Genomic DNA, 23,027 nt, shown 5'->3' on the forward strand with positions numbered 1-23,027 from the left:
CAGCGCCCCCTGATCAGGCCACGCCGGCGCGCAGCGCGTCGTGGATATGCACCAGCCCCTGCAGGCGGCCATCGGCATCGACGGCAAAGAGCAGGCTGATCTTGCTGGCGTTCATGATGCCCAGCGCCTCTGTCAGCAGGGCGTCAGGGGCGATGGTGCGGGGGTTGCGGGTCGCCACCTCGCCGGCGGTGCGGCCCAGCAGGTTGTCGAGATTGCGCCGCAGGTCGCCATCGGTGATCACGCCCAGCAGGCGGCCACCCTCGACCACCGCCGCGACGCCGAATCCCTTGGCGGTCATTTCCAGCAGGGTGTCGCCCATCGGGGTCGACTCGGCCACCACGGGCAGATCGTCGCCCTTGTGCATCACTGCCGAGACGCGCAGCAATTGCGCGCCCAGCGTGCCGCCGGGATGGAAGGCGAGATAGCTGTCGCGGTCAAAGCCCCTGAGCCGCATCAGCGCCACCGCCAGCGCGTCGCCCAGCGCCATCGTGCAGGTGGTCGACGTTGTCGGCGCCATGCCGATGGCGCAGGCCTCGGGCGCGTCGGGCAGCGGCAGGACGTGATCGGCCTGGCGCGCCAGCGTGCTGTCGGGCTTGCGGGTGATCGCCACCATCGGGATGGCAAAGCGGCGGGTGTGGCCGATGATGTCGGCCAATTCGCGTGTCTCGCCGGAATTCGAGATCAGGATCACCGCGTCGACGGCGGTGATCATGCCAAGGTCGCCGTGGCTGGCCTCGCCGGGGTGGACGTACTGCGCCGGCGTGCCGGTGCTGGCCATGGTGGCGGCGATCTTGGCGGCGACATGGCCCGACTTGCCCATACCCGAGACAATCACCCGCCCCGAAACGCCCAGCAGCAAGTGAACGACCGCATCGAAATCGGCCGGCAATTCGTCATGCAGGCGGGTCAGGGCCGCGCTTTCGATGGCCAGCACGTCGCGGGCGATCTCGGTCGGGCGTTGCGTGGCGGTCATGGCGTGGCTCCGGCTGTTGGGCCAGTGCAGCCATACCGCGCCGCCGCGCCAAGGCCAAGCCCGGGCGATTTTCGCTATGGAACCCGCCGCGGCGGCGTCCTAACGTCGCGCCCATGACCGGGGCCGATATTCTTGACAGCCGTTATGCCTGGGCGCGTCTTGCCATTTCGCTGGCCATAGCGATGGTGGGCAATGTCGGCATGTGGGCGATCATCGTGGTGATGCCGGCGGTGCAGGCCGATTTCGGTGTCGACCGCGCGGATGCGTCCCTGCCCTATACCTTTGCCATGCTGGGGTTCGCGCTGGGCAACCTGGTCGTCGGGCGGGTCGTCGACCGTTTCGGCGTTACAGTGGCGCTGACCCTGGCGGCGCTGGTCATCGCCGCGGGCATGGGGATGTCGGCGCTCAGCCCCTCGGTATTGGTCCTGTCGGTGGCGCAGTTCATTGTCGGGCTTGGAACGGCGGCCAGCTTTGGCCCGCTGATCGCGGATGTCTCGCTGTGGTTCCTGCGCAGGCGGGGCATCGCGGTGGCGATTGCGGCCAGTGGCAATTATCTGTCGGGCGCGATCTGGCCGGTGCTGCTGGCCGGCATTTTGGCCGGGCAGGGCTGGCGCGCGGTCTATGTCGTGCTGGCGGCGGTGACGCTGACGGTGGTGGTGCCGCTGGCGCTGTTCCTGCGCAGACGCCTGCCGCTGGAGGCGCGGACCCATGCCGACAACCTGTCGCGGTTGCGTGCGCAGGCGGCGGGTTTTCCGCCGCGCCTGCTGGCGTTGATGCTGGGGGTCGCAGGGATAGGCTGTTGCGTGGCGATGTCGATGCCGCAGGTTCACATTGTCAGCTTTTGCGTCGATCTGGGCTATGGCCCGGCGGTGGGCGGGCAGATGCTGTCGCTGATGCTGCTGGGCGGGGTCGTGTCGCGCCTGATCTCGGGGCTGGTCGCCGACCAGCTGGGCGGGGTGCGGACACTTCTGGTCGGCTCATTGCTGCAATGTCTTGCGCTGTTCCTGTACCTGCCTTTTGACGGCATGGTGTCGCTCTATGTCATCAGCGCGATATTCGGCCTGTCGCAGGGCGGCATCGTTCCCAGTTATGCGCTGGTGGTGCGCGAATACATGCCCAGCGCCGAGGCCGGGCGACGCGTGGGGTTCGTGATGATGATGACGATCCTGGGCATGGCGCTGGGCGGCTGGATGACCGGCTGGATCTATGACGTGACCGGCAGCTACCAGATGGCGTTCATCAACGGGATCGTGTGGAACTTCCTGAACATCGGGATCATGGTGGCGATCCTGATGCGCACCCGGCCGCGGCGCCCCTCTGGCGCGGTGGCGGCCTGAGCTATCAGCCCTCGGGCGTGGCGCCCAGGTGGCGCTGGCCGCGCGCGGCGGCCAGGCGGATCTGGCGCTGGCGCTGGCGAAAGCGGGCCTTGTCCTCTGCCGTCGTCTGGTTGATGCACCGGTGGCAGGAAACGCCCTCTTCGAACTCGGGGCGGTGGGTGTCCGCCGGCTCAAGCGGCCGGCGGCAGGCGTGGCACAGCCGGTGCGGGCCGGGTTTCAGCCCGTGTTCCACCGACACGCGTTCGTCAAAGACAAAGCACGCCCCGCGCCAGAGGCTTTGTTCCTCGGGTACCTTTTCGAGATAGTTCAGGATGCCGCCCTTGAGGTGGTAGACCTTGTTGAGCCCCTGCCCCAGCAGGTAGTTGGTGGATTTCTCGCAACGAATGCCGCCGGTGCAGAACATGGCGATGCTCTTGCCGGCAAAGCGGTCTCTGTTTTCCGCCCACCAGTCGGGAAATTCGCGAAATGACTCGGTGCCGGGGTCCATGGCGCCCTCGAAAGTGCCGATGGCGACCTCGTAATCGTTGCGGGTGTCGATCACGGCCACGTCGGGGCTGGTGATCAATTCGTTCCAGTCGGCCGGGTCGACATAGTGGCCCACGCGGGCGAGCGGGTCGACATCGGGCTGTCCCAGCGTCACGATCTCGCGCTTGAGCCGTACCTTGAGACGGGCGAATGGCGCGATTTCGGCGGTGCTTTCCTTCCATTCCAGGTCGGCGCAGCCGGGCAGGGTACGGATATGGGCAAGTCCGGCGTCGATGCCTTCACGCGGACCGGCGATGGTGCCGTTGATGCCCTCATGCGCCAGCAGCAAGGTGCCTTTGACCCCCGCCTGCCGGCAGATGTCGATCAGGGGCGGGCGCAGGGCCGCCGGGTCGTCGAAACGGGTAAAGCGATAGAGTGCGGCAACGATGTACATGGGCGCGCGGTCTACGCCGCCGGGGCGGAGTCGGCAAGGGTGGTGTCAGCCCGCGGCTATTGACCCCAAAACCATGCTGCGATGTTCAGTGGCAGTGGTAAGGCTTGGACCCGGCGTGACAGCATTTCCCCCGGGGTGAACTCTTGCGGCAGCCCCCGCTATGTTCGACTGCCTCGGATGAAACCGTGACGGCGGGCGTTGACGTGCTGTACCCTGCAAGGGCGTGCTGGTTGCCAAGCGGCATTACGAATGCCGCGGCTACGACAAGGGCCTTCATGCTATTCTCCTTTTGCGTGGAACGTACCCGAGATCGGGGTGCAAAAACGTGGCACTCGCAAAGGTGCAATGGTGATACACCTTAGCATTAACCTTTCCAGGGACCAAAAGATATCCGTCCGCCAGCCGCGGCACAGGCGACGTTGACGGCGCGGCGGCGGCGGCATACCTCTGAACCGCAAGCGGAGGAACCTGCCGATGACCCATGCCCTGATCGTGATCGACATGCAGAACGATTTCTGCCCCGGCGGTGCGCTGGCCGTGGCCGGCGGGGACGAGATCGTTACCGGCATCAATGCCCTGATGGGCGATTTCGATGCGGTGATCCTGACCCAGGACTGGCACCCGGCGGGGCATTCCTCGTTTGCGTCCTCGCACCCCGGCAAGGCCCCGTTCGAGACGGTCGAGATGGCCTATGGCACACAGGTACTGTGGCCCGATCACTGCGTGCAGGGCAGCGCCGGCGCGGCGTTTCACGACGCGCTGGACGCCACGCGCGCCGACCTGATCCTGCGCAAGGGCATGAACCCGGCGATCGACAGTTATTCGGCGTTTTTCGAAAATGACCACGAAACCCCCACAGGCCTGCACGGTTATCTGCAGACCCGTGGCATCGACCGCCTGACGATGGTCGGGCTGGCGACCGACTTCTGCGTCAACTTCTCGGCCGTGGATGCGGCAAGGCTGGGCTATGCGGTGACGGTGAACGAGGCGCTGTGCCGCGCCATCGACCTGGACGGATCATTGGCGGCGGCGCGAAAGGGGATGGCAGATGCGGGGGTCACGGTGGCCTGAATGGCCCCGCTTGCAGACGAAATCGCCGCATGCCGGCTGTGCGCCGGGCGTTTCGCGGCGACAAAGACCGCGCATGAACCCCGCCCGGTGATCTGGTTTCGCCCCGGTGCGCGCCTGCTGATCGCGGGGCAGGCGCCGGGGATGCGGGTGCACAAGTCGGGCAAGCCGTTCGACGACCCGTCGGGCCAGCGGCTGCGCGACTGGCTGGGGATGATTTCGGAAGAGTTCTATGACCTGTCCCGCGTCGCGGTGGTGCCGATGGCGTTCTGCTTTCCCGGCTATGACGCGGGCGGAAGCGATCTGCCGCCGCCGCCGCTGTGCGGGCGGACATGGCATGATCGGGTGATGGCGGCGCTTGAGAGCGTCGAGTTGACTGTGCTGGTGGGCGGTTACGCGCAGAAGTATCATTTGGGGGTCAGGACCGGCGTGACCGAGACGGTGCGCGACTGGCGCGCGCGTGCGCCGGGCGTGTTCGCGTTGCCGCACCCGTCCTGGCGCAATACCGCGTGGCTGAAACGGAACCCCTGGTTCGAGGTCGAGTTGCTGCCGGCGCTGCGGGCGCGGGTCAAGGAGGTGATGGATGGCTGAGACGACAAGGCTGGACGCCGCGCACGAGGCGATGGAGGCCGCCCCCGGGGACGAGGCCGCGCGCCGCGCCTTTTATGCCGAACTGGCAGCGACAGAGCTGTTTCTGCTGCTGGAAGAAGAGGCGACAGCCGACAGCGTGTCGCCCAGGACACTGCCGGTGGAGGGGGCGGAGTATGTTCTTGCCTTTGACCTTGAGGAACGGCTGGCGCGGTTTGCCGGCGGTCCCGCGCCGCTTGCGGCGCTGTCGGGCAGGGCGCTGGCCGGCATGCTGGCGGGGCAGGGGCTGGGGCTGGCGCTGAACCTCGACGTGGCGCCTTCGGCGATCTTGCTGCCGACTGATGCCGTGGCGTGGATGGCCGAGATGTTGGCCCCTGAGCCGGATCAGCAAGAGGCGCGGATACGGGCCTTTCATGCGCCCGACGGGGTGGCGGAAAGCCTGTTGTCGGCGCTGGATGCGCGGCTGGCGGGTGCGGCGGGGCTGGCCGAATGTGTGTGGCTGGCCAGGGCCGAACACGAGGATGGCGGTGCGGGGCATCTGCTGGCGGTGATCGGCGCGGTGCCAGAGGCCGCGCCGGCGCTGGCGCGGGCGGTGTCGGACCTGTGGCGGCTGTCGCGGCCGGAGGCGGACGCGTTCGATGTGGTGTTCCTGGATGCGGACGACCCGGCGGTGGCGCGACTGGCCCGTGTCGGGCTGCGCTTTGACCTGCCCCGGCCCGAGCCGCTAGCGCAGGTGCCGGGTGCTGCGCCGGGCATGGACCCCGACGCGCCGCCGCGGTTGCGGTAAGGGCATAGCGCGCCGGATCGAAGCCAGCCATTTGTGACCAGAGGGCATGAGGCCGCCCTGGCGGGCGCATGCCCGGCCCACGGCGGGCCAGGAGGATCAAGCTGATACGCGCCAAGTCCCTCGGCAGACTGCCGTACCCACCAATCCTGGCACTCCGGCCGTATTTCTCTTGCCCAAGGCCGCTGTCCCGGGCATTCCTTGGGAAACATGGAACTGGGTCCGTATATCCTTTTAGCCTCGATCGAAGGCGCGGTGATGGCGGCGGTGCTCGCGCTGACGGCGGTGGGGCTCAGCCTCGTCTTCGGGGTGATGCGGGTGGTCAACATCGCGCATGGCGAATTCTTCATGCTGGGCGCGGTTATTGCCTGGTATGTGGCGCAGACCGTGGGCGGGCATCCGGCCATCGGGTTCGTCGCGGCACTGGTCATCGCGCCGCTGGTGGTGGGGGCGATCGCGGCGGCGGCCGACATGACCATCCTCAAGCGCATCGCCTATGATCCAGAGCGCACCATCGTCGCCACCATCGGGCTGCTCTACATCATCCAGCAATTGACGCTGATGACCTATGGCCCCGACGCGCGCCCGGTGGAGGCGCCCTTTAACCAGCGCATCGCGCTGCCGTGGGTGGAATGGGGCGAGGACGGGCTGTCGTTCTTCCATCCCTGGGGGCTGGCCACCACCAGCTACAAGCTGTTCGTGATCGTGGCGGCGGCGGTGGTCCTGACCGGGGTGCGCATGATGATGACGCGCACCCGCATCGGCCTGCTGATGCGCGCCACCCAGGCCGACAGCGACATGGCGCTGGCCTTTGGCATCCCGGTGGAACGGGTCTATGCGATGGTATTCGGCATCGGCGCCGGGCTGGCGGCGCTCGCGGCGGTGCTGATCGTGCCAATCAGCCAGGCGCATTACCTGATGGGGGCCGATCCGCTGCTGTTGTCCTTTATCGTCGTCATCATCGGCGGCCTCGGCAGCCTGCCGGGCACGGTGGTTGCGGCGGTTCTGATCGGGCTGTCGGACGGGATCATATCGGTCTTCTTCTCGCCCACCCTGGCCAAGATCCTGGCGACGCTGCTGGTCGGGCTGGTGCTGGTGTTCCGCCCGCAGGGCCTGTTCGGGACCCGCGCCCCATGAACGGGTGGGTGCGCGTGCTGGCGCTGCATGGCGGGCTGTTGGCGGTACTGTTCGCGGCGCAGTTCCTGCTGCCGGCCTATCACCACGGCAACCTGGCGCGGATCATGGTGCTGGCCAGCTATGCCATCGGCTATAACATCCTGTTCGGCTATACCGGGTTGCTCAGCCTCGGGCATGCGCTGTTCTTTGCCGCCGGGATGTACGGCATGGGGCTGGGGGTGCAGCACCTTGGCCTGACGCCCGCACCGGCGCTGCTGGCCGGGATCGCGGCGGGCGCGGTGGTGGCGCTGGCGCTGGGGCTGCTGGCGCTCAGGACCGTCGGTGTCGCCTTCATGATCGTGACACTGATGTTCGCGCAGGCGGGCTATTTCACCATCCTCTATTTCAGCGAGATCACGCGCGGCGACGAAGGCTTTGTCATCGCCCAGGCGCAGCGGGTGCTGTGGGGGATCGACCTGAGCGCATCGGCGAACCGTTATTTCGCTGCCTGGGCGCTCTTTTCGGCCTGCCTGCTGGCCTGCCTGTGGCTGGTGCGCATGCCATTCGGCAAGACGCTGGTGGCGATCCGCGAGAACGAGGAACGCGTGCGCATGCTGGGCTATGACACCTTCGCGCACAAGCTGGGGGCGATGGTGATTTCGGGCGCCATCTCCGCCGCGGCGGGGGCGTCCTATGGTCTGCTCTTCGGCAGTGCCGGGGCCAGTTTCGCCGGGGTTCAGTATTCGATCCTGCCGCTGTTGTGGGTGCTGCTGGGCGGGGCCGGCACCGTGCTGGGGCCGTTCGTCGGCACGCTGTTCATGTTCTACCTGATCGACCTGAGTTCGGGCATCACCACCGCCTACATGCTGATCGCGGGGGTGGTCCTGGTGGTGCTGACGCTCTTTGCGCCGCAGGGCCTGATGGGCGAGCTGCGCCGCAGGTTCTGGCGGGGGTTGCCATGACGCTGTTGTCGACACGCGGGCTGTCAAAGCACTTTGACGGGCTGCAGGCCGTCGACGGGGTCGATTTCGACCTGCCGGAGGGCGAAGTGCGCGCGCTGATCGGCCCCAACGGCGCGGGCAAGACGACATTCGTGGGCATGATCTGCGGCCGCATCGCGCCCAGCTCTGGCAGCGTGGTCTTTGACGGTGCCGACATCACCGCGCTGCCCGCGCACAAGCGCATCCTGCGCGGCATGGCCTATACGTTTCAGATCACCTCGGTCTTTCCCCGGCTCGACGTGGCCGAAAACGTGGCGCTGGCGGCCCGCCGGCGGCTGAAGGGGCGCGAGATGACGCGCGCGGTCGATGAGGTGCTGGCGCGGGTGGGCCTGCTGGAGCGCAGGGACGAGGAGGCGGGCAACCTCAGCTATGGTCATCAGCGGCTGCTGGAAATCGCCATGGGGCTTGTGCAAAAGCCCAGGCTGCTGATCCTTGACGAACCCACGCAGGGTTTGTCCGAGGGCGAGATCGCCAGCTTCAAGGAACTGCTGCGAGAGGTCGCCGGCCAGACCACCATCCTGCTGATCGAGCACAACATGAGCGTGGTGATGGAAACCGCCGACCGGGTCAGCGTGCTGGATTTCGGCCGCCTGCTGGCCGAGGGCACGCCGCAGGAGATCCACGAAAACGCCGCCGTGCAGGCGGCCTATCTGGGGACGGGATGATGCTGGAACTGCAGGCGATCAGCGCCGGTTACGGCCGTGCCCAGGTGCTGCGGGAACTGTCGCTGACGGTGGCCTCGGGCGAGATCCTGTGCCTGCTGGGCCGCAACGGCGCTGGCAAGACCACGACGATGCAGGCGATCATGGGGCTGTTGCCGCTGATGGGGGGGCAGGTCCTGCTGGATGGTGTGCCGATCAGCGGACGCCCCGCGCATGAGGTGCCCAAGGCGGGCATCGGGTACATCCCGCAGGGGCGGCGGCTGTTTGCCGGGCTGACGGTGGCCGAGCACTTGGAAATCGGGCTGCGGGCACGCGATGCGGGACCCGAGGTGCGCGACGAGGTGCTGGCGCTCTTTCCTCGTCTGGGCGAACGGCTGGACCAGCGGGCGGAAACGCTGTCAGGGGGCGAGCAGCAGATGCTGGCCACTGCCCGCGCGCTGTGCCTGCGGCCCAAGGCGCTGTTGCTGGACGAGCCGACCGAGGGGCTGCAACCCTCGATGATCGAGGCCATCCGCCAGGTGATCGTCAAGATGCGTGCGGCTGGCGTGGCGATCTTGCTGGTGGAACAGCGGGTCGATGCGGTGCTGTCGGTGGCCGACCGGGTGGCGTTCATCGAAAACGGTCGCGGCGGCGAGGTGATGCCGGCCGAACGCCTGCGCCAGGATCACGGCATCGTCGAACGCTACGTGGGCGTCTGATCGCGGCGCGCCGCCCGTTGACAGGGCGCAGACGCTGCCGCACCATCTCCCTGACCGGCTTGCCGGGATAACTACAACAACAGGGGGATCGCCATTGGCCGCATATCATCGGCCCGAAACCCTGGAGGCGGCGCTTGACTTGCTGGCGGCGGCGCCGGTGACCATTGCCGCCGGCTGTACCGACCTTTTCGCCGCGACCCCGGCAAGGGCTCTGCCGGGCGAGGTGCTGGATATCACGGGGATTGCCGAGCTGCGCGGGATCGGACGCACCGACACCGGCCTGCGGATCGGCGCCGCGATGACGTGGTCTGACGTGGTGCGTGCCGACCTGCCGCCCGCCTTCGACATGCTGAAACAGGCCGCGCGCGAGGTGGGATCGGTGCAGATCCAGAACGCCGGGACGATGGCCGGAAACATCTGCAACGCCTCACCCGCCGCCGATGGAATGCCCTGCCTGCTGGCGCTCGATGCCGAGGTTGAACTGGCCTCAAGCGCGGGCCGGCGCCGGATGCCTCTGGCGGATTTCGTCACCGGCCCGCGCAAGACCGCGCTGGGCAAGGGCGAGATGGTGATCGCGGTGCATGTGCCTGACGCGGCGACGCGCGGGCAGTCGCGGTTTGAAAAGCTCGGGGCGCGGAAATATTTGGTGATCTCCATCGCCATGGTGGCCGCGCGGCTGGAACTGGACGGCGAAACGGTTGAACGCGCGTCCATCGCCGTGGGGTCCTGCGGGCCGGTGGCGGTGCGGCTTGGCGCGCTCGAGGTGGCGCTGACCGGCGCGCCGCTGGCAGGGCTTGGCGCGCGGGTCACGCCGGAGTTGGTGGCGCGGCACCTGTCGCCCATTGACGACATTCGCGCCGATGGCGGCTATCGCGCGCAGGCGGCGACGGAGCTGGTGCGCCGCGTGCTGGACAGCCTTGCCGGCGGATGCGAGGCGGCGGCATGAACAGGGGCTTTGATTCATTCGCGCTGAGCGTCAACGGCGACCCCGTTCGCGTGCCGGCCGAGCCCGGTCGCCGGTTGTCGGAGGTGCTGCGCGAACGGCTGGGCCTGTTCGGCACCAAGGTGGGCTGCGACGCCGGCGATTGCGGCGCCTGCACGGTGCTGGTCGATGGCGCGCCGGTCTGTGCCTGCCTGACGCCGCTGGCGCAGGTTGCGGGGCGCGCGGTGACGACGGTCGAGGGGTTGGATGACAGCCCGCTGCAACGCGCCTTTCTGCGCCGCGGGGCGGCGCAATGCGGCATCTGCACGCCGGGGATGCTGATGGCGGCAACGGCGCTGTTGCGCGACACCCCTGCGCCGGACCGGGAACAGGTCGAGGCGGCGCTGGGCGGGGTGCTGTGCCGCTGCACCGGCTATGCCAAGATCGTCGAGGCGGTGCTGGACACCGCGCCGGGGGCGGGGCCCGGCCTGCCCGACGCGGGCGCGGCCGTGGGCGCGCGGGTCGAGCGTCTGGATGGCGGCCCCAAGGTGGCCGGGAGCGAGGTTTACGGTGCCGACGCCTGCCCCGAGGGGCTGCTGCTGGTGCGCGCGGTGCGGGCGCCATACGCACCAGTATTGTTCAGTTTCGGTGATATCCATGCATTTGCCGCGCATCACGGTGTCGAGGTCTTTACCGCCGCTGACATTCCCGGTGTGAACGCCTTTGGCACCATCCCCGCCTTTGCCGACCAGCCGGCGCTGGCCGAACGCCACGCCCGGATGCGGGGCGAGGCGGTGGCGCTGGTCGCGGGTGATCCGGCGGTGATCGAGGCGCTCGATCTCGAGACCTTTCCGGTGACGTGGCAGACGGGAGACGATGCGGCGCTGGTGCATGACACGCGTCCCGACAACACGCTGATCACCGGGCTGGTGCGCCGGGGCGATGCCGAGGCGGCGCTGGCGGGGGCGGTGCATGTGGCCGCGGCCGGGATGGAAACCCCCTATGTCGAGCACGCCTATATAGAGCCGGAGGCCGGCATCGCCTGGATGGAGGGCGACACGCTGGTCATCCAGGCTTGCACCCAGGCGCCGGTGATGGACCGCGACGACATCGCACGTGTTCTCGGGCTGGCGCCGGAAAAGGTGCGCATCGTGCCCTCGGCCGCCGGAGGCGGTTTCGGCTCCAAGCTCGACCTTTCGGTGCAGCCGCTGATCGGGCTGGTGGCGCTGAAAACCGGGCGACCGGCACGGATGATCCTCAGCCGTGCCGAATCGATGATGTCGACGACCAAGCGCCACCCGGCGCGCATGAGCGCGCGCATCGGGGCGGATGCGGATGGGCGCATTGCCGGTTTCGTCTTCGATGGCGAATTCAACACCGGCGCCTATGCCAGCTGGGGGCCGACGGTGGCCGGGCGGGTGCCGGTTCACGCCTCGGGCCCCTATCATACGCCGGCCTACCTGGCCCGGTCGCGCGCCTATCACAGCTACGAGCCGGTTTCGGGCGCCTTTCGTGGCTTTGGCGTGCCGCAGGCGGCGATCTTGCAGGAGACGCTGTATGATGAGCTGGCGGACAAGGCGGGGATCGACCGGCTGGAATTTCGCCGTCTCAACGCGCTGCGCGACGGTCAGGCCACGGTTTGCGGGCAGGTGCTGCAGGGCGTGGGCATATCCGCCTGTCTGGATGCGTTGCAGGGGCCGTGGCGGGCGGCGCTGGAACGGGCCGAGGCCCGGAACGCGCGTGGCGGGTGCATCCGCCATGGCGTCGGGGTTGCGTCGTGCTGGTATGGCTGTGGCAATACCGGGCTGCCCAACCCCTCGACCGTGCGCGCCGGGATCACCGCTGACGGCGCGCTGCGCCTGCATCAGGGCGCGACCGATATCGGCCAAGGGTCGAACACAGTCATTTCGCAGATATTCGCCGATGCGGTGGGGCTGCCGCTGTCGCACTTGCGGCTGATCGGGCCCGACACCGCGCTGACGCCCGACTGCGGCAAGACCTCGGCCTCGCGCCAGACCTATGTCACCGGCAAGGCGGCGCTGCTGGCGGGGCAGGCGCTGCGCGCGCGCATATTGATGCTGACCAACACGGGCGAGGATGCACGATTGTCGCTGGATGGTGGCGTGCTGAGCGCGACGGACGGGCGCGGCAGCCGCCGGATCACGCTGTCGGAGATGCCGGCGGATGCGAACGGCTATGTTTTGGCGGCAGAGGAAACCTATGACCCGCCGACCGTGCCGCTGGACGAGAACGGGCAGGGTGCGCCCTATGCCGTCTACGGGTTCGGCGCGCAGATGGCCGAGGTGGCGGTGGATTGCACGCTGGGCACGGTCCGGGTGACGCGGATCACCGCCGCGCATGACCTGGGGCGGGTGATCAACCCGCTGCTGGCCGAGGGGCAGGTCGAGGGTGGCATCGCGCAGGGGCTGGGCATGGCGCTGATGGAGGAATACGTGCCCGGCCGCACCGAGAACCTGCACGACTACCTGATCCCCACCACCGGCGACATGCCCGAGATCGAGACGATATTCGTCGAGGTGCCCGACCCCGAGGGCCCGCTGGGCGCCAAGGGGCTGGGCGAGCATGTGCTGATCCCGACCGCGCCGGCGATCCTGAACGCGATCCGGCACGCCACGGGTGCCCGCATCACCCGGCTGCCGGCGCTGCCGCACCGGGTACTGGCGGCGATGGCGGAGGCGTGGAAATGACAGAAAAGCGGCGCGTGAAAGAGGAAAAGATCCGCTGCGACGCCTGCCCGGTGATGTGCTACATCGCCGATGGCAAGGTAGGCGCCTGCGACCGCTACGCCAACCGTGGCGGCAAGATCGTGCGTTGCGATCCGCTGACCATCCTTGACCGCACGTTGGAGGCCGGAGGCGAGGTTCGCCCCTTCCTGGCCCGCGACTGGGACGGACGGATGCTGGAGGGCGACGACCTGTTCGTTTCCGGCGTGGGGGCGGGCACCACCTATCCCGACTACAAGCCCGCGCCGTTCATCGTCAGCCGGGACGTGGAAGGCGCCGATTTCATCACCGTGGTGACCGAGGCGATCTTTTCCTATTGCGGCGTCAAGGTGAAGATCGACACCGACCGCCACCTGGGCGCCGAGGCCGCCACCGTGCGCTGCGCGGGCGAACCGGTCGGCCATGTCACCACCGCGGAATACGGCAGCCAGATGCTGTCGCTGGGCGGGGTGGCGCATTTGACCGGCGGCAGCAAGGCCGAGGGGCGGGTGACCTGCGATGCCCTGCTGAGGCTGTGCAACCGCGAGGCGGTGGAACTGACCATCGACGACGGCGCCAGCGTGGTGGTTCAGGCGGGGCAGCCCCCGATCGTCGATGGTCACCGCGAGGAACGGATGCGGGTTGGCTGCGGGTCGGCCACCATCGGGATGTTTGCCTCGCAATGGCACGGGCTGGTGGACGAGGTGGTCGTGGTCGACGATCACATCACCGGCGTCGTCAGCGAACACCAGGCGGGTAAGGTGCTGGGATGGCCCGATACCGGCATCCGCATTCGTGGCCGGCGCTCCACGCCCGGGCGCTATTTCCAGGTGGCGCAGCCGGGTCGGGGCTGGGGCGGCACCGACATTGAGGACCCGCTGACCATTCTTGACCCCTGGCAGGAACGGAAGGGCGCGCGCCCCGGTCTGACGTTGCTGATGGTGTCGACCACGGGTGAGCAATACGCCTATTATGTGCTGGACGATGATCTGCGCCCGCAAGAGGCCCCCCTGCCCGAGGCGCTGAAACCCTCGGTGGATCTCATTGCCGAGAACTGCGAACCGGCGCTGTGCACGGTGATGTTCCAGGCCGGGGCGGGTGGCTCGTTACGCTCTGGCGTCACGAAAAACCCGGTGCGGCTGACGCAATCGGTGCATGCACTCAGAACGCGGGTGACTTGCGGCGGCGTGCCTACCTATGTCTGGCCGGGCGGTGGCATCACGCTGTTGGTGGATGTCTCGAAGATGCCGCAGGGGTCGTTCGGTTATGTGCCCACCCCGGCGCTGGTGGCGCCGCTTGAATTCACCTTGTCGCGCGAGGATTACACCGCGCTGGGCGGGCATGGCGAACAGGTGCGCAGCGTTGCCGACGTGCTGGAAAAGGGCGGCGAATACGGCGCCGAGCTGCGCGCGGTGGGCGACACCCGCCCTGCTGGCGGGGTGCAGGGGGCATGAGCGGCCAGGCACAGGCGGCGTGGCTGCCCGACGGGCGGCGGCTGCACCTGCATCACGGCCCCATAGACATGATCGTTGACGCCACCGGGCCGGGACGCGCGGCGGCGCTGGAACGGGCGGTGGCGCGCTTCGACACCCTGCTGGATGAGCTGGTGGCCGAGCTGCCGCGCTTGCGCGCGCCGACCGGCCCCGAGTCGAAGGGAGAGACCGCGAAACGCATGGTTGCGGCGGTCGCCCCCTTTGCCCCCGTTTTCGTCACGCCGATGGCGGCGGTGGCCGGGGCCGGGGCGGAAACCGTTCTGGCGGCGGTTTGCGACGGGCCGGGGGTGGACAAGGCCCATGTCAACAACGGCGGTGACGTTGCCTTTCATCTTGGTTCGGGACAACAGATGAGGGCGGCCATTGCCGCGCCTGGCGCCGGGACGATCCGTATCCAATCTGATGACCCCGTGCGCGGGGTGGCGACATCGGGGCGCGGCGGGCGCAGCCTGTCGCTGGGCATCGCAGACAGCGTGACCGTGCTGGCGCGCGGCGCGGCGCTGGCCGATGCGGCGGCGACGCTGATCGCCAATGCCGTCGATCTGCCGGGTCATCCCGCCATTACCCGCACTCCGGCCTGCGAAATCTCGCCCGACAGTGACATGGGCGAACGCCTTGTGACCGTCGACGTGGGGCCGCTGACGCGGGCCGAGGTCGAGACGGCGCTGGATGCCGGGCTGGCGCTGGCCGAGAACTGGCGCCGTCGCGGGTTGATCTGCGGCGCATGGCTGACCCTTGGCGGCCTTTGGCGGGCAACCGGCGCGCTGGCCTTATCTCAACAAAAGAAAGATCCTGTTCATGCCTGAGTTTCCCCTGCGCAAGACCGCGCTTTTCATCGAGGATATCCACCATGACGGCGGCCCCGCGCCCAAGATGCCGCGCCGGCGCGCGGCCATAGCGGCGCTGGTCGGCAACCCGTTTGCCGGCGGCTATACGGCCGAGTTGCAGCCGGCGATGGAGGATTTGAAGCCGCTGGGCCTGATGCTGACCGACCGGCTGGTCGAGGCGATGGGCGGGATAGAGGGCATCGACGGGTACGGCAAGGCGGCGATGGCCGGCGAGGCGGGCGAGCTGGAACACACCGCGCTGTGGCATGTGCCCGGCGGCTATGCCATGCGCGCCCGGCTGGGCGAGGCCCGCGCGATTGTGCCCTCGGCGATGAAACAGGGCGGCCCCGGCACCCGCATCGACGTGCCGCTCGGGCATATCAACGCCGCCTATGTGCGCAGCCATTTCGACGCGATGGAGGTGGGGCTGCCCGATGGCCCGCGCGCCAATGAGCTGCTGTTCGTCCTGGCGATGAGCCGCGGCGGCCGCATCCATGACCGCATGGGCGGGCTGAGCGTGGACGAGGTCAAGGGCGAGGACGGGCTGAGATAGCCCCCGAACGCGCAAATCATGGGCTGACCTTTGCGCCCGAACCCACTATAGGCAGGCGAAGTCTTGTAACGGGCCCCCCATGACCGACACAGCCAAGCCAAAACGCCAGCCGCTCTTTTCCGGACAGGACCGCGCCAACCTGCGCTGGCTGTGGCGCCGATACCTGAAAAAGCGCGCGGGCTGGCTGGCGCTGGCGCTGGGCATGATCCTGGTGCAGGGGGTGATCTATCAGCAGTTTCTGTCGATGACCGAAAGCGGCTTGCGGGTGATCTTTGACAGCGGCGCGATGAGCGACCTGGTGCTGGTCTGCGCGGTGGTGTTCGGCCTTTTTGCCGTGCGCGGGGCGATGTCCTATCTGGTGCCGCTGATCACGGTGCGGATTTCCAACGCGGCCGTCAGCGAGATGCGCCGCGACCTGATCGAGCACATGATGTCGCTCGACCTGGCCTATTTCGAGCGCACCAAGTCCGGCGAGATCATTCACCGGCTGGTCACGCAGACCCAGCAACTGGGCGTTTTCTTTGGCCTGGCCACGGCAGGTGCGGTGCGCGATGCGGTGACGGTGGTGATCGTGTCGGGCTACCTGATCTGGAAAAACCCGTTACTGTTCACCGCAGCGGTTGTGGTGCTGCCCTTCATCATCTGGGTGATGAATTATGTCTCGGACCGGGTGAAGCACGGCCAGCGGCAGGCAGAGAGCGCGCTGGGCGACTACATGACCAATATCGAGGAAACGGTCAGCGGCATGCGCACCGTCAAGATCGCCAGCCAGGAACGGATGGAGGAAAGCCGCCTGATGCAGGGCACCAGCGCCATTCGCGGGCTGATGACGCGGGTGCAGTCCACCCAGGCGCTGGTGATGCCGTCGATCGACCTCAGCTCGGCCTTTGTCTATGTGCTGGTCATCGGCGGTGGCGGCTACATGGTGCTGAGCCCCGATTTCGACGTCGATGGTGCCGGCATCATCACCTTCCTGCTGGGCATGGTGATGGTCTTCGACCCGGCCCGCCTGCTGGCGCAGTTCTTCGGGTCGCTTCAGACGAACATGGTGCTGCTTGACCGGGTGCGCAGCCTTTACGATGAACAGCCCACGATCAAGGACGCGCCCGATGCGATAGAGGCGTTCGACACCAGGGGCGACATCGTGCTTGAGGATGTGCGCTTTTCCTACAGCGACGAACAGCCGCTCTTCGACGGGCTCAGCATGACGTTTCGCGGCGGGCAGGTGTCGGCCATCGTCGGCGCCACCGGATCGGGCAAGACCACGATCCTTTCGTTGCTGACGCGGCTTTACGACGTCAAGGGCGGGCGGATCACCATCGGCGGCGTGCCGGTCGAGCGGCTGAAGGTCGCGGCGCTGCGCGGGGCGTTCTCGGTGGTGGCGCAGGACATCGTGATCTTCAACGCCTCGATCCTGGACAACATCCGATATGTGCGCCCCGACGCCAGCGAAGAAGAGGTCTGGCGCGCCGCCGAGGATGCCGAAATCGCGGCGCTGATCCGCCAGCGGGGGGATGCGCCCGTGGGGCCCAAGGGCGCGCAGCTTTCGGGCGGGCAGAAACAGCGCATCGCCATCGCTCGTGCCTTTCTGCGCGACGCGCCAATCCTGCTGCTGGACGAAGCGACAAGCGCGCTGGACCAGGCAACAGAGGAACGCATCCGCGCGGCCTTGTCGCGCCTGACCAAGGGGAAAACGACCATCGTCGTCGCGCACCGGCTGTCATCGGTGGCCGATGCCGACCGGATTTTCGTGCTGGAATCCGGGCGACTGGTCGAAGAGGGGCGCCATGCCGACCTGCTCGATCATGGTGGGCTTTATGCCCAGCTCTATCAGGCGCAGAAAAAGGGGTATGACGGGCGCTGACAGGCCCGCCATGCTGGTGCGGCGTTGCCTTGCCCTTGGTCCTGCTTGGCTGTAGGTGAATGGCGCACGGAATTTCCCGGGGGGCGACATGACGCAGGACGATCCCAAGACTCTGGTTTCGACGGGCTGGCTGGCCGACCATTTGCAAGACCCGGACCTGCGCGTGCTGGACGCGACATGGTACCTGCCGCCCGAAACCCGCGACCCGCGCGCCGATTATGACGAGGCCCATATTCCGGGCGCGCGGTTCTTTGACATCGACGATGTCTGCGACCAGCGATCCGACCTGCCGCACATGGCGCCGCCGGTGGAAAAGTTCATGTCGCGCCTGCGGGCGATGGGCGTGGGTGACGGCCACCAGGTGGTTGTCTATGACGCGCAGGGGCTGTTTTCGGCGGCGCGGGTGTGGTGGCTTTTCCGCCTGATGGGGCAGGACAATATCGCCGTGCTCGACGGTGGGCTGCCGAAATGGCTGGCCGAGGGGCGCCCGACCGAAGATATCGAGCCGGTGATCCGCGACCGCCACATGACCGGGCGGCGCCAGAACCACCTTGTGCGCGATGTCACCCAGGTCGCGGCGGCGGCCAAGCTGGGCGATCACGAGATCCTTGATGCGCGTTCTCCCGGCCGGTTTCGGGGCGAAGAGCCGGAACCGCGGCCAGGCCTGCGCAGTGGCCATATTCCGGGCTCGAAGAACGTCCATTACCGGACGCTTCTGAAAGAGGACGGCACGATGAAGACGATCGAAGACCTGCGCGCGGTGCTGGCCGCGGCCGGGGTCGACCTGGCCAAGCCCGCGATTACCACCTGCGGGTCGGGTGTCACGGCGGCGATCATCAACCTGGCGCTGGAACGCATCGGCAAGACCGACCACGCGCTTTATGACGGGTCATGGACGGAATGGGGCGCCTTTCCGACCGTGCCCGTTGCAACCGGAGACGAATAACATGTTCGAGAACCTGCACGAACAGCCCGCCGACAAGATCCTGCAGCTGATGCAGGCGTTCCGCGAAGACCCGCGCAAGGACAAGATCGACCTTGGTGTCGGGGTCTACCGCAACGCCGAAGGGGTCACCCCGGTGATGCGCGCCGTCAAGGCGGCAGAGCGCAAATGGTGGGAAGAGGAAACCACCAAGGTCTATACCGCGCTGGCCGGTGAGCCCGCTTTTTGCGACGCGATGATCGGTCTGGTCCTGGGCGACGCGGTCGAACGTGATGCGGTGGCCGCCGCCGCCGCCCCCGGCGGCACGGGGGCGGTCCGGCAGGGTTTTGAACTGATGCGCATGGCCAACCCGAAGGCGCGGGTCTTTGTCTCCAGCCCAACCTGGCCCAACCATCTGAGCATGCTCGATCACCTCGGCATCGAGGCGGTGCCGTACCGCTATTTCGACGCCGACACCTGCGCGGTGGATTTCGCCGGCATGCTGGAAGACCTGGAAACCGTGCACGCGGGCGACGTGGTGCTGCTGCATGGCTGCTGTCATAACCCCACCGGTGCAAACCTGAACCTCACCCAGTTCAAGGCGGTGATCGAACTGTTGAACGCCAAGCGCGCCACGCCGATGATCGACATTGCCTATCAGGGCTTCGGTGACGGCCTGACCGCCGACGCGCTGGCGACGCGGGCGGTGGCGGCGGGCTGCCCCGAGACGCTGATCGCGGCGAGCTGTTCCAAGAATTTTGGTATCTACCGCGAACGCACCGGCATCCTGATGGCCGTCAGCCACGATATCGGACGCCGGGCTGTGGTGCAGGGCAACCTGGCCCACCTTAACCGGCAGAACTTTTCCTTTCCGCCGGATCACGGCGCGCGGATGGTCACGCTGGTGTTGTCCGACCCCGAGCTGCGCGCCGACTGGGAGGCCGAGCTGGAAGAGGTCCGCGAGGGCATGATCGCCCTGCGCGAACAACTGGCGGCCGAGCTGCAGCGGCTGACCGGGTCCGACCGTTTCGGATTTGTGGCCGAGCATCGCGGCATGTTCTCGCGGCTGGGGCTGGCACCCGAGGTCGTCGAGACGCTGCGCGTTGATCACGGCATCTACATGCTGGGCGATTCGCGCATCAACATCGCCGGGCTGAACAGCCAGACCGTGCCGGTGCTGGCGCAGGCGATCGTGTCGGCGGGCGGCTGATCGCCGCCTGGCCTGGCCGCCTGGTCTGAAGGGGCGCCATTTTGGCGTGTCGTGTTGAATTGCGCCCGCTGCACGTCCCGGCCCCCGAACCGGAACCCTGGGGAGACGGGATGCGGCCCCGGGTCAAGCCCGGGGCGCGTATTTTGAATCAAACCCGGGGTTGGTGTCTTGATGCAAACCCGGGGCGGGTGTTTTGATTTGAACGCGGCGCGCGCTTAGCTGCGCACCAGCTTTTCGTAGGTTTCGGCAATGTCGCGGGTCAGCGCGCCGACCTCGAAATTGTAGTCCCCGATCTGGCCCACCGGCGTCACCTCGGCGGCGGTGCCGGTCAGCCAGCATTGCTGAAAGCCTTCCAGCTCTTCGGGCATGATGTGGCGTTCATGCACCTTGATCTGCTTCTCTTTCAGGATGCCGATCACCGTCTGCCGGGTCAGCCCGTTGAGAAAGCAGTCGGGTGTGGGGGTATGCACTTCGCCGTCCCGCACGAAAAAGATGTTGGCGCCGGTCGCCTCGGCCACGTAGCCGCGATAGTCGAACATCATCGCGTCCGAACAACCCTTTGCCTCTGCCGCGTGCTTGCTCAGTGTGCAGATCATGTAAAGCCCCGCCGCCTTGGCGTGGCAGGGGATGGTTTCGGGGCTGGGGCGTTTCCATTTCGAGATGTCCAGCTTGGCACCCTTGAACTTGGCGTCGCCGTAATAGGCGCCCCATTCCCACGCCGCGATGGCCATCCGCACCGGGTTGGCGGCCGAGGCCACGCCCATGTCGGAGCCCGCGCCGCGCCAGGCCACCGCACGCACATAGGCGTCGTCCATACCGTTGGCGGCCAGAACCTCGGCCTTGGCGGCGTCGATCTGGTCGACGCTGAACGGGATCTCGAAATCAAGCTCGCCGGCCGAATAGTGCAGACGTTCGGAATGCTCGCGGCTTTTGAAAATCTTGCCGCCATAGGCGCGCTCGCCCTCGAATACCGAACTGGCATAGTGCAGCGCGTGGGTCAGGACGTGTACGTTGGCCCCGCGCCAGTCGACGAGGGTGCCATCCATCCAGATCTTGCCGTCGCGATCATCATAGTCAGCCATTTTCGGGCTCCTCTGCAGGCCGATTTCCATTTGTTGCGCCAAATGCGTCCGGTTCGGACATATAATTGCGCGAAAACTACGATTCGCTACCAGTTTGATATTGGAATGTCAATAAAGCTGACATAATGTCATGGATAGCGGAGAATTATTATGTCGGAGCGCACCATGTCGGACGTTCAGGGCGGTGAAAATCTGCTGTTTCTGACTGATGAACAGATCAGGCAGGGCATCGAGGCGATGTTCTTTGCCTATCGCGGTTTTACCGCCGATCCTGATCGCATCCTGGCCGAGATGGCCTATGGCCGGGCCCACCATCGCGCCATCCATTTCATCGCCCGCAGCCCCGGCACCACGGTCAACAACCTGCTGGGTATTCTTGGCGTCACCAAGCAGTCGCTCAACCGGGTGCTGCGCACGCTGATCACCGACGGGCTGGTCGAAAGCCGCGTTGGCACCAACGACAAGCGCGAGCGTCATCTTTACCTGACCGACGAAGGCGAGGCGCTGGAACAACGGCTGTCGGATGCCCAGCGGGCGCGGATGCGCACCGCCTATCGCAGCGCGGGCCCCGAGGCTGTGGCGGGCTTTCGCAAGGTGTTGGAGGCGATGATGGAGCCCGATCTGCACCGCCGCTACCACGCCATCCGAGAGCACGGCGTATGACCGATCCGGCCCCGCACCTGCTGATCGTGGATGATGACGAACGTATTCGTGGCCTGTTGCGCAAATTCCTGATCCGCAACGGGTTCCTGGTGTCGGCCGCGCGCGATGCCGAACATGCCCGCAAGCTGTTGGCGGGGCTTGAATTCGATCTGATCGTGCTGGACGTGATGATGCCGGGCGAGGACGGGGTGACGCTGACGCGCGCCCTGCGCGAAACCCTGACGACCCCCATCATGCTGCTGACCGCCAAGGGCGAGACCGACGACCGTATCCGCGGGCTGGAGGCCGGGGCGGATGATTACCTGCCCAAGCCGTTCGAGCCCAAGGAGCTGCTGCTCAGGATCAACGCCATCCTGCGGCGGATGCCGGCGACCGAACCCGACCACATCACCCCCAAGGTGCTGCAGATGGGCGCGGTGCGCTTTGATATAGAACGCGGCGAATTGATGAATGGCGAGGTGTCCGTGCGTCTGACTGCGACCGAGATGCAGCTGATGCGCATCTTTTCCGAACACCTGGGCGAACCTGTCAGCCGTTCCAGGCTGGTCGAGGATCTGGGCCGCGACAAGGGCCAGGCCCAGGAACGCGCGGTCGATGTCCAGATCACCCGGCTGCGGCGCAAGATAGAGGCCGACCCGAAACAGCCGCGTTATCTGCAGACGGTGCGCGGCGAGGGCTATATGCTGACCCCCGACTGAGCCCTTGTCTGGGGGCGCGAATGCGACTAACCCCGCTGCATGCTCGACGATGCCGACGAAATTCACCCGCTCTTTGCCGGCGCCCCGAAAACCACCGGGTTCCGCAAGCTGCGCAAGCGTATCGTGCGCCAGGCGCGCGAGGCGACCGAACAATACGGGATGATCGAAAAGGGTGCGAAATGGCTGGTTTGCCTGTCGGGCGGCAAGGACAGCTATACCCTGCTGGCGGTGCTGCATGAGCTGAAATGGCGCGGGCTGCTGCCGGTCGAGTTGCTGGCGTGCAACCTGGACCAGGGGCAGCCGGGCTTTCCCGCCACGGTGCTGCCGGAGTTTCTGCAATCGCGCGGTGTGCCCCACCGGATCGAATACCAGGACACCTATTCCATCGTCACCGACAAGGTGCCGCAGGGGCGCACCTATTGTGCACTCTGTTCACGGCTGCGGCGCGGCAACCTTTACCGTATCGCCCGCGAAGAGGGGTGTTCGGCAGTTGTTCTGGGGCACCACCGCGACGACATCCTTGAAACCTTTTTCATGAACCTCTTTCACGGTGGCCGGCTGGCGACGATGCCGCCCAAGCTGTTGAACGAAGAGGGTGACCTGTTCGTCTATCGTCCGCTGGCCCTTGTCGCCGAAGCCGATTGCGACCGCTTCGCGCGCGCGATGAACTATCCGATCATTCCCTGCGACCTGTGCGGCAGCCAGGACGGGTTGCAGCGCCAGCAGGTCAAGCGCATCCTCGACGGGTGGGAGGCCAACGCGCCCGGCCGCCGACAGGTGATGTTCCGCGCGCTGATGAACGCCCGGCCCTCGCACCTGCTCGATCCAAAGCTTTTCGATTTCGCGGGGCTTTCGCGGGAATCGGTCGAATTCGAATCAAATCCCGAACCGGTTCCCCGGCTGCGTTAAGAGGTTGTTGAAGCA

General features: G+C 67.0%; 22 protein-coding genes. 19 read left to right on the plus strand and 3 right to left on the minus strand.

Translation table 11 applies throughout. The annotated features are described in order from the left end of the window. Window positions 1-13: 13 nt before the first annotated feature. Window positions 14-973, minus strand: coding sequence for a KpsF/GutQ family sugar-phosphate isomerase (locus DL899_RS06645; RefSeq protein WP_111733206.1), 960 nt, complete (start codon window positions 971-973; stop codon window positions 14-16). Between the two features lie 113 nt (window positions 974-1,086). On the opposite strand from DL899_RS06645, the gene DL899_RS06650 reads away from it, so the two are divergent. Beyond that, window positions 1,087-2,310 (plus strand): MFS transporter, encoded by a 1,224-nt coding sequence (locus tag DL899_RS06650; protein ID WP_111733207.1) that lies wholly within the window; start codon window positions 1,087-1,089, stop codon window positions 2,308-2,310. Between the two features lie 4 nt (window positions 2,311-2,314). Here the strand turns inward: DL899_RS06650 and trhO are convergent, their stop codons facing one another. Beyond that, entirely contained in the window at window positions 2,315-3,229 is a 915-nt protein-coding gene (gene trhO, locus DL899_RS06655; RefSeq protein WP_111733208.1) for an oxygen-dependent tRNA uridine(34) hydroxylase TrhO, read from the minus strand. Between the two features lie 474 nt (window positions 3,230-3,703). Between trhO and pncA the strand changes: the two genes are divergently transcribed. The 15 genes from pncA to DL899_RS06730 all read left to right on the plus strand — a co-directional run bounded on the left by pncA (window position 3,704) and on the right by DL899_RS06730 (window position 19,660). Continuing rightward, the gene (gene pncA, locus DL899_RS06660) at window positions 3,704-4,300 is read left to right on the plus strand and encodes a bifunctional nicotinamidase/pyrazinamidase (RefSeq protein WP_111733209.1); all 597 of its coding nucleotides are present in this window, start codon (window positions 3,704-3,706) and stop codon (window positions 4,298-4,300) included. Then, window positions 4,301-4,888 carry a uracil-DNA glycosylase family protein gene (locus DL899_RS06665; protein ID WP_111733210.1) on the plus strand — a complete coding sequence of 196 codons (588 nt, stop codon included), beginning with the start codon at window positions 4,301-4,303 and terminating at the stop codon, window positions 4,886-4,888. It begins immediately after the preceding gene. Then, entirely contained in the window at window positions 4,881-5,672 is a 792-nt protein-coding gene (locus tag DL899_RS06670; protein WP_111733211.1) for an SseB family protein, read from the plus strand. The genes DL899_RS06665 and DL899_RS06670 overlap by 8 nt, the downstream gene beginning before the upstream one ends. A gap of 207 nt (window positions 5,673-5,879) precedes the next feature. Next, on the plus strand, window positions 5,880-6,806 hold the full coding sequence (locus DL899_RS06675) for a branched-chain amino acid ABC transporter permease (RefSeq protein WP_111733212.1): 927 nt from the start codon (window positions 5,880-5,882) through the stop codon (window positions 6,804-6,806). Then, window positions 6,803-7,747 carry a branched-chain amino acid ABC transporter permease gene (locus DL899_RS06680; RefSeq protein WP_111733213.1) on the plus strand — a complete coding sequence of 315 codons (945 nt, stop codon included), beginning with the start codon at window positions 6,803-6,805 and terminating at the stop codon, window positions 7,745-7,747. Before DL899_RS06675 ends, DL899_RS06680 begins: the two co-directional genes overlap by 4 nt. Further along, window positions 7,744-8,451, plus strand: coding sequence for an ABC transporter ATP-binding protein (locus tag DL899_RS06685; RefSeq protein WP_111733214.1), 708 nt, complete (start codon window positions 7,744-7,746; stop codon window positions 8,449-8,451). The genes DL899_RS06680 and DL899_RS06685 overlap by 4 nt, the downstream gene beginning before the upstream one ends. Beyond that, on the plus strand, window positions 8,451-9,146 hold the full coding sequence (locus DL899_RS06690) for an ABC transporter ATP-binding protein (RefSeq protein ID WP_111733290.1): 696 nt from the start codon (window positions 8,451-8,453) through the stop codon (window positions 9,144-9,146). The genes DL899_RS06685 and DL899_RS06690 overlap by 1 nt, the downstream gene beginning before the upstream one ends. Before the next feature lie 94 nt (window positions 9,147-9,240). Further along, on the plus strand, window positions 9,241-10,092 hold the full coding sequence (locus DL899_RS06695; protein ID WP_111733215.1) for an FAD binding domain-containing protein: 852 nt from the start codon (window positions 9,241-9,243) through the stop codon (window positions 10,090-10,092). Then, entirely contained in the window at window positions 10,089-12,776 is a 2,688-nt protein-coding gene (locus tag DL899_RS06700; RefSeq protein ID WP_111733292.1) for a molybdopterin-dependent oxidoreductase, read from the plus strand. The genes DL899_RS06695 and DL899_RS06700 overlap by 4 nt, the downstream gene beginning before the upstream one ends. Beyond that, window positions 12,773-14,245 carry a 6-hydroxynicotinate reductase gene (locus DL899_RS06705; RefSeq protein WP_111733216.1) on the plus strand — a complete coding sequence of 491 codons (1,473 nt, stop codon included), beginning with the start codon at window positions 12,773-12,775 and terminating at the stop codon, window positions 14,243-14,245. The genes DL899_RS06700 and DL899_RS06705 overlap by 4 nt, the downstream gene beginning before the upstream one ends. Next, entirely contained in the window at window positions 14,242-15,090 is an 849-nt protein-coding gene (locus DL899_RS06710; protein WP_111733217.1) for a UPF0280 family protein, read from the plus strand. The genes DL899_RS06705 and DL899_RS06710 overlap by 4 nt, the downstream gene beginning before the upstream one ends. Beyond that, the gene (locus DL899_RS06715) at window positions 15,083-15,664 is read left to right on the plus strand and encodes an amino acid synthesis family protein (protein WP_111733218.1); all 582 of its coding nucleotides are present in this window, start codon (window positions 15,083-15,085) and stop codon (window positions 15,662-15,664) included. Before DL899_RS06710 ends, DL899_RS06715 begins: the two co-directional genes overlap by 8 nt. A 79-nt stretch (window positions 15,665-15,743) precedes the next feature. Next, window positions 15,744-17,528: an ABC transporter ATP-binding protein gene (locus DL899_RS06720; RefSeq protein ID WP_111733219.1), complete on the plus strand. Its 1,785-nt coding sequence runs from the start codon at window positions 15,744-15,746 to the stop codon at window positions 17,526-17,528. 88 nt (window positions 17,529-17,616) lie between these two features. Further along, window positions 17,617-18,474: a 3-mercaptopyruvate sulfurtransferase gene (sseA, locus tag DL899_RS06725; protein ID WP_111733220.1), complete on the plus strand. Its 858-nt coding sequence runs from the start codon at window positions 17,617-17,619 to the stop codon at window positions 18,472-18,474. A gap of 1 nt (window position 18,475) precedes the next feature. Then, window positions 18,476-19,660: an amino acid aminotransferase gene (locus DL899_RS06730; protein WP_111733221.1), complete on the plus strand. Its 1,185-nt coding sequence runs from the start codon at window positions 18,476-18,478 to the stop codon at window positions 19,658-19,660. Window positions 19,661-19,875: 215 nt separating this feature from the next. Here DL899_RS06730 and DL899_RS06735 read toward each other — a convergent pair whose 3' ends face one another. Then, window positions 19,876-20,742, minus strand: coding sequence for a branched-chain amino acid aminotransferase (locus DL899_RS06735; RefSeq protein WP_111733294.1), 867 nt, complete (start codon window positions 20,740-20,742; stop codon window positions 19,876-19,878). A 165-nt stretch (window positions 20,743-20,907) separates the two neighbouring features. Here DL899_RS06735 and DL899_RS06740 point away from each other — a divergent pair, with 165 nt between their 5' ends. From DL899_RS06740 to ttcA, 3 genes are read left to right on the plus strand one after another with little or no spacing between them, the layout of a single operon-like run. Further along, window positions 20,908-21,405, plus strand: coding sequence for a MarR family winged helix-turn-helix transcriptional regulator (locus DL899_RS06740; protein ID WP_111733296.1), 498 nt, complete (start codon window positions 20,908-20,910; stop codon window positions 21,403-21,405). Continuing rightward, window positions 21,402-22,103: a response regulator gene (locus DL899_RS06745; RefSeq protein WP_111733222.1), complete on the plus strand. Its 702-nt coding sequence runs from the start codon at window positions 21,402-21,404 to the stop codon at window positions 22,101-22,103. Before DL899_RS06740 ends, DL899_RS06745 begins: the two co-directional genes overlap by 4 nt. A 39-nt stretch (window positions 22,104-22,142) precedes the next feature. After that, the gene (ttcA, locus tag DL899_RS06750; RefSeq protein WP_111733223.1) at window positions 22,143-23,012 is read left to right on the plus strand and encodes a tRNA 2-thiocytidine(32) synthetase TtcA; all 870 of its coding nucleotides are present in this window, start codon (window positions 22,143-22,145) and stop codon (window positions 23,010-23,012) included. Window positions 23,013-23,027: the final 15 nt, after the last annotated feature.

This window comes from Roseovarius amoyensis (genome assembly GCF_003260265.1).
Lineage (GTDB): Bacteria > Pseudomonadota > Alphaproteobacteria > Rhodobacterales > Rhodobacteraceae > Roseovarius > Roseovarius amoyensis.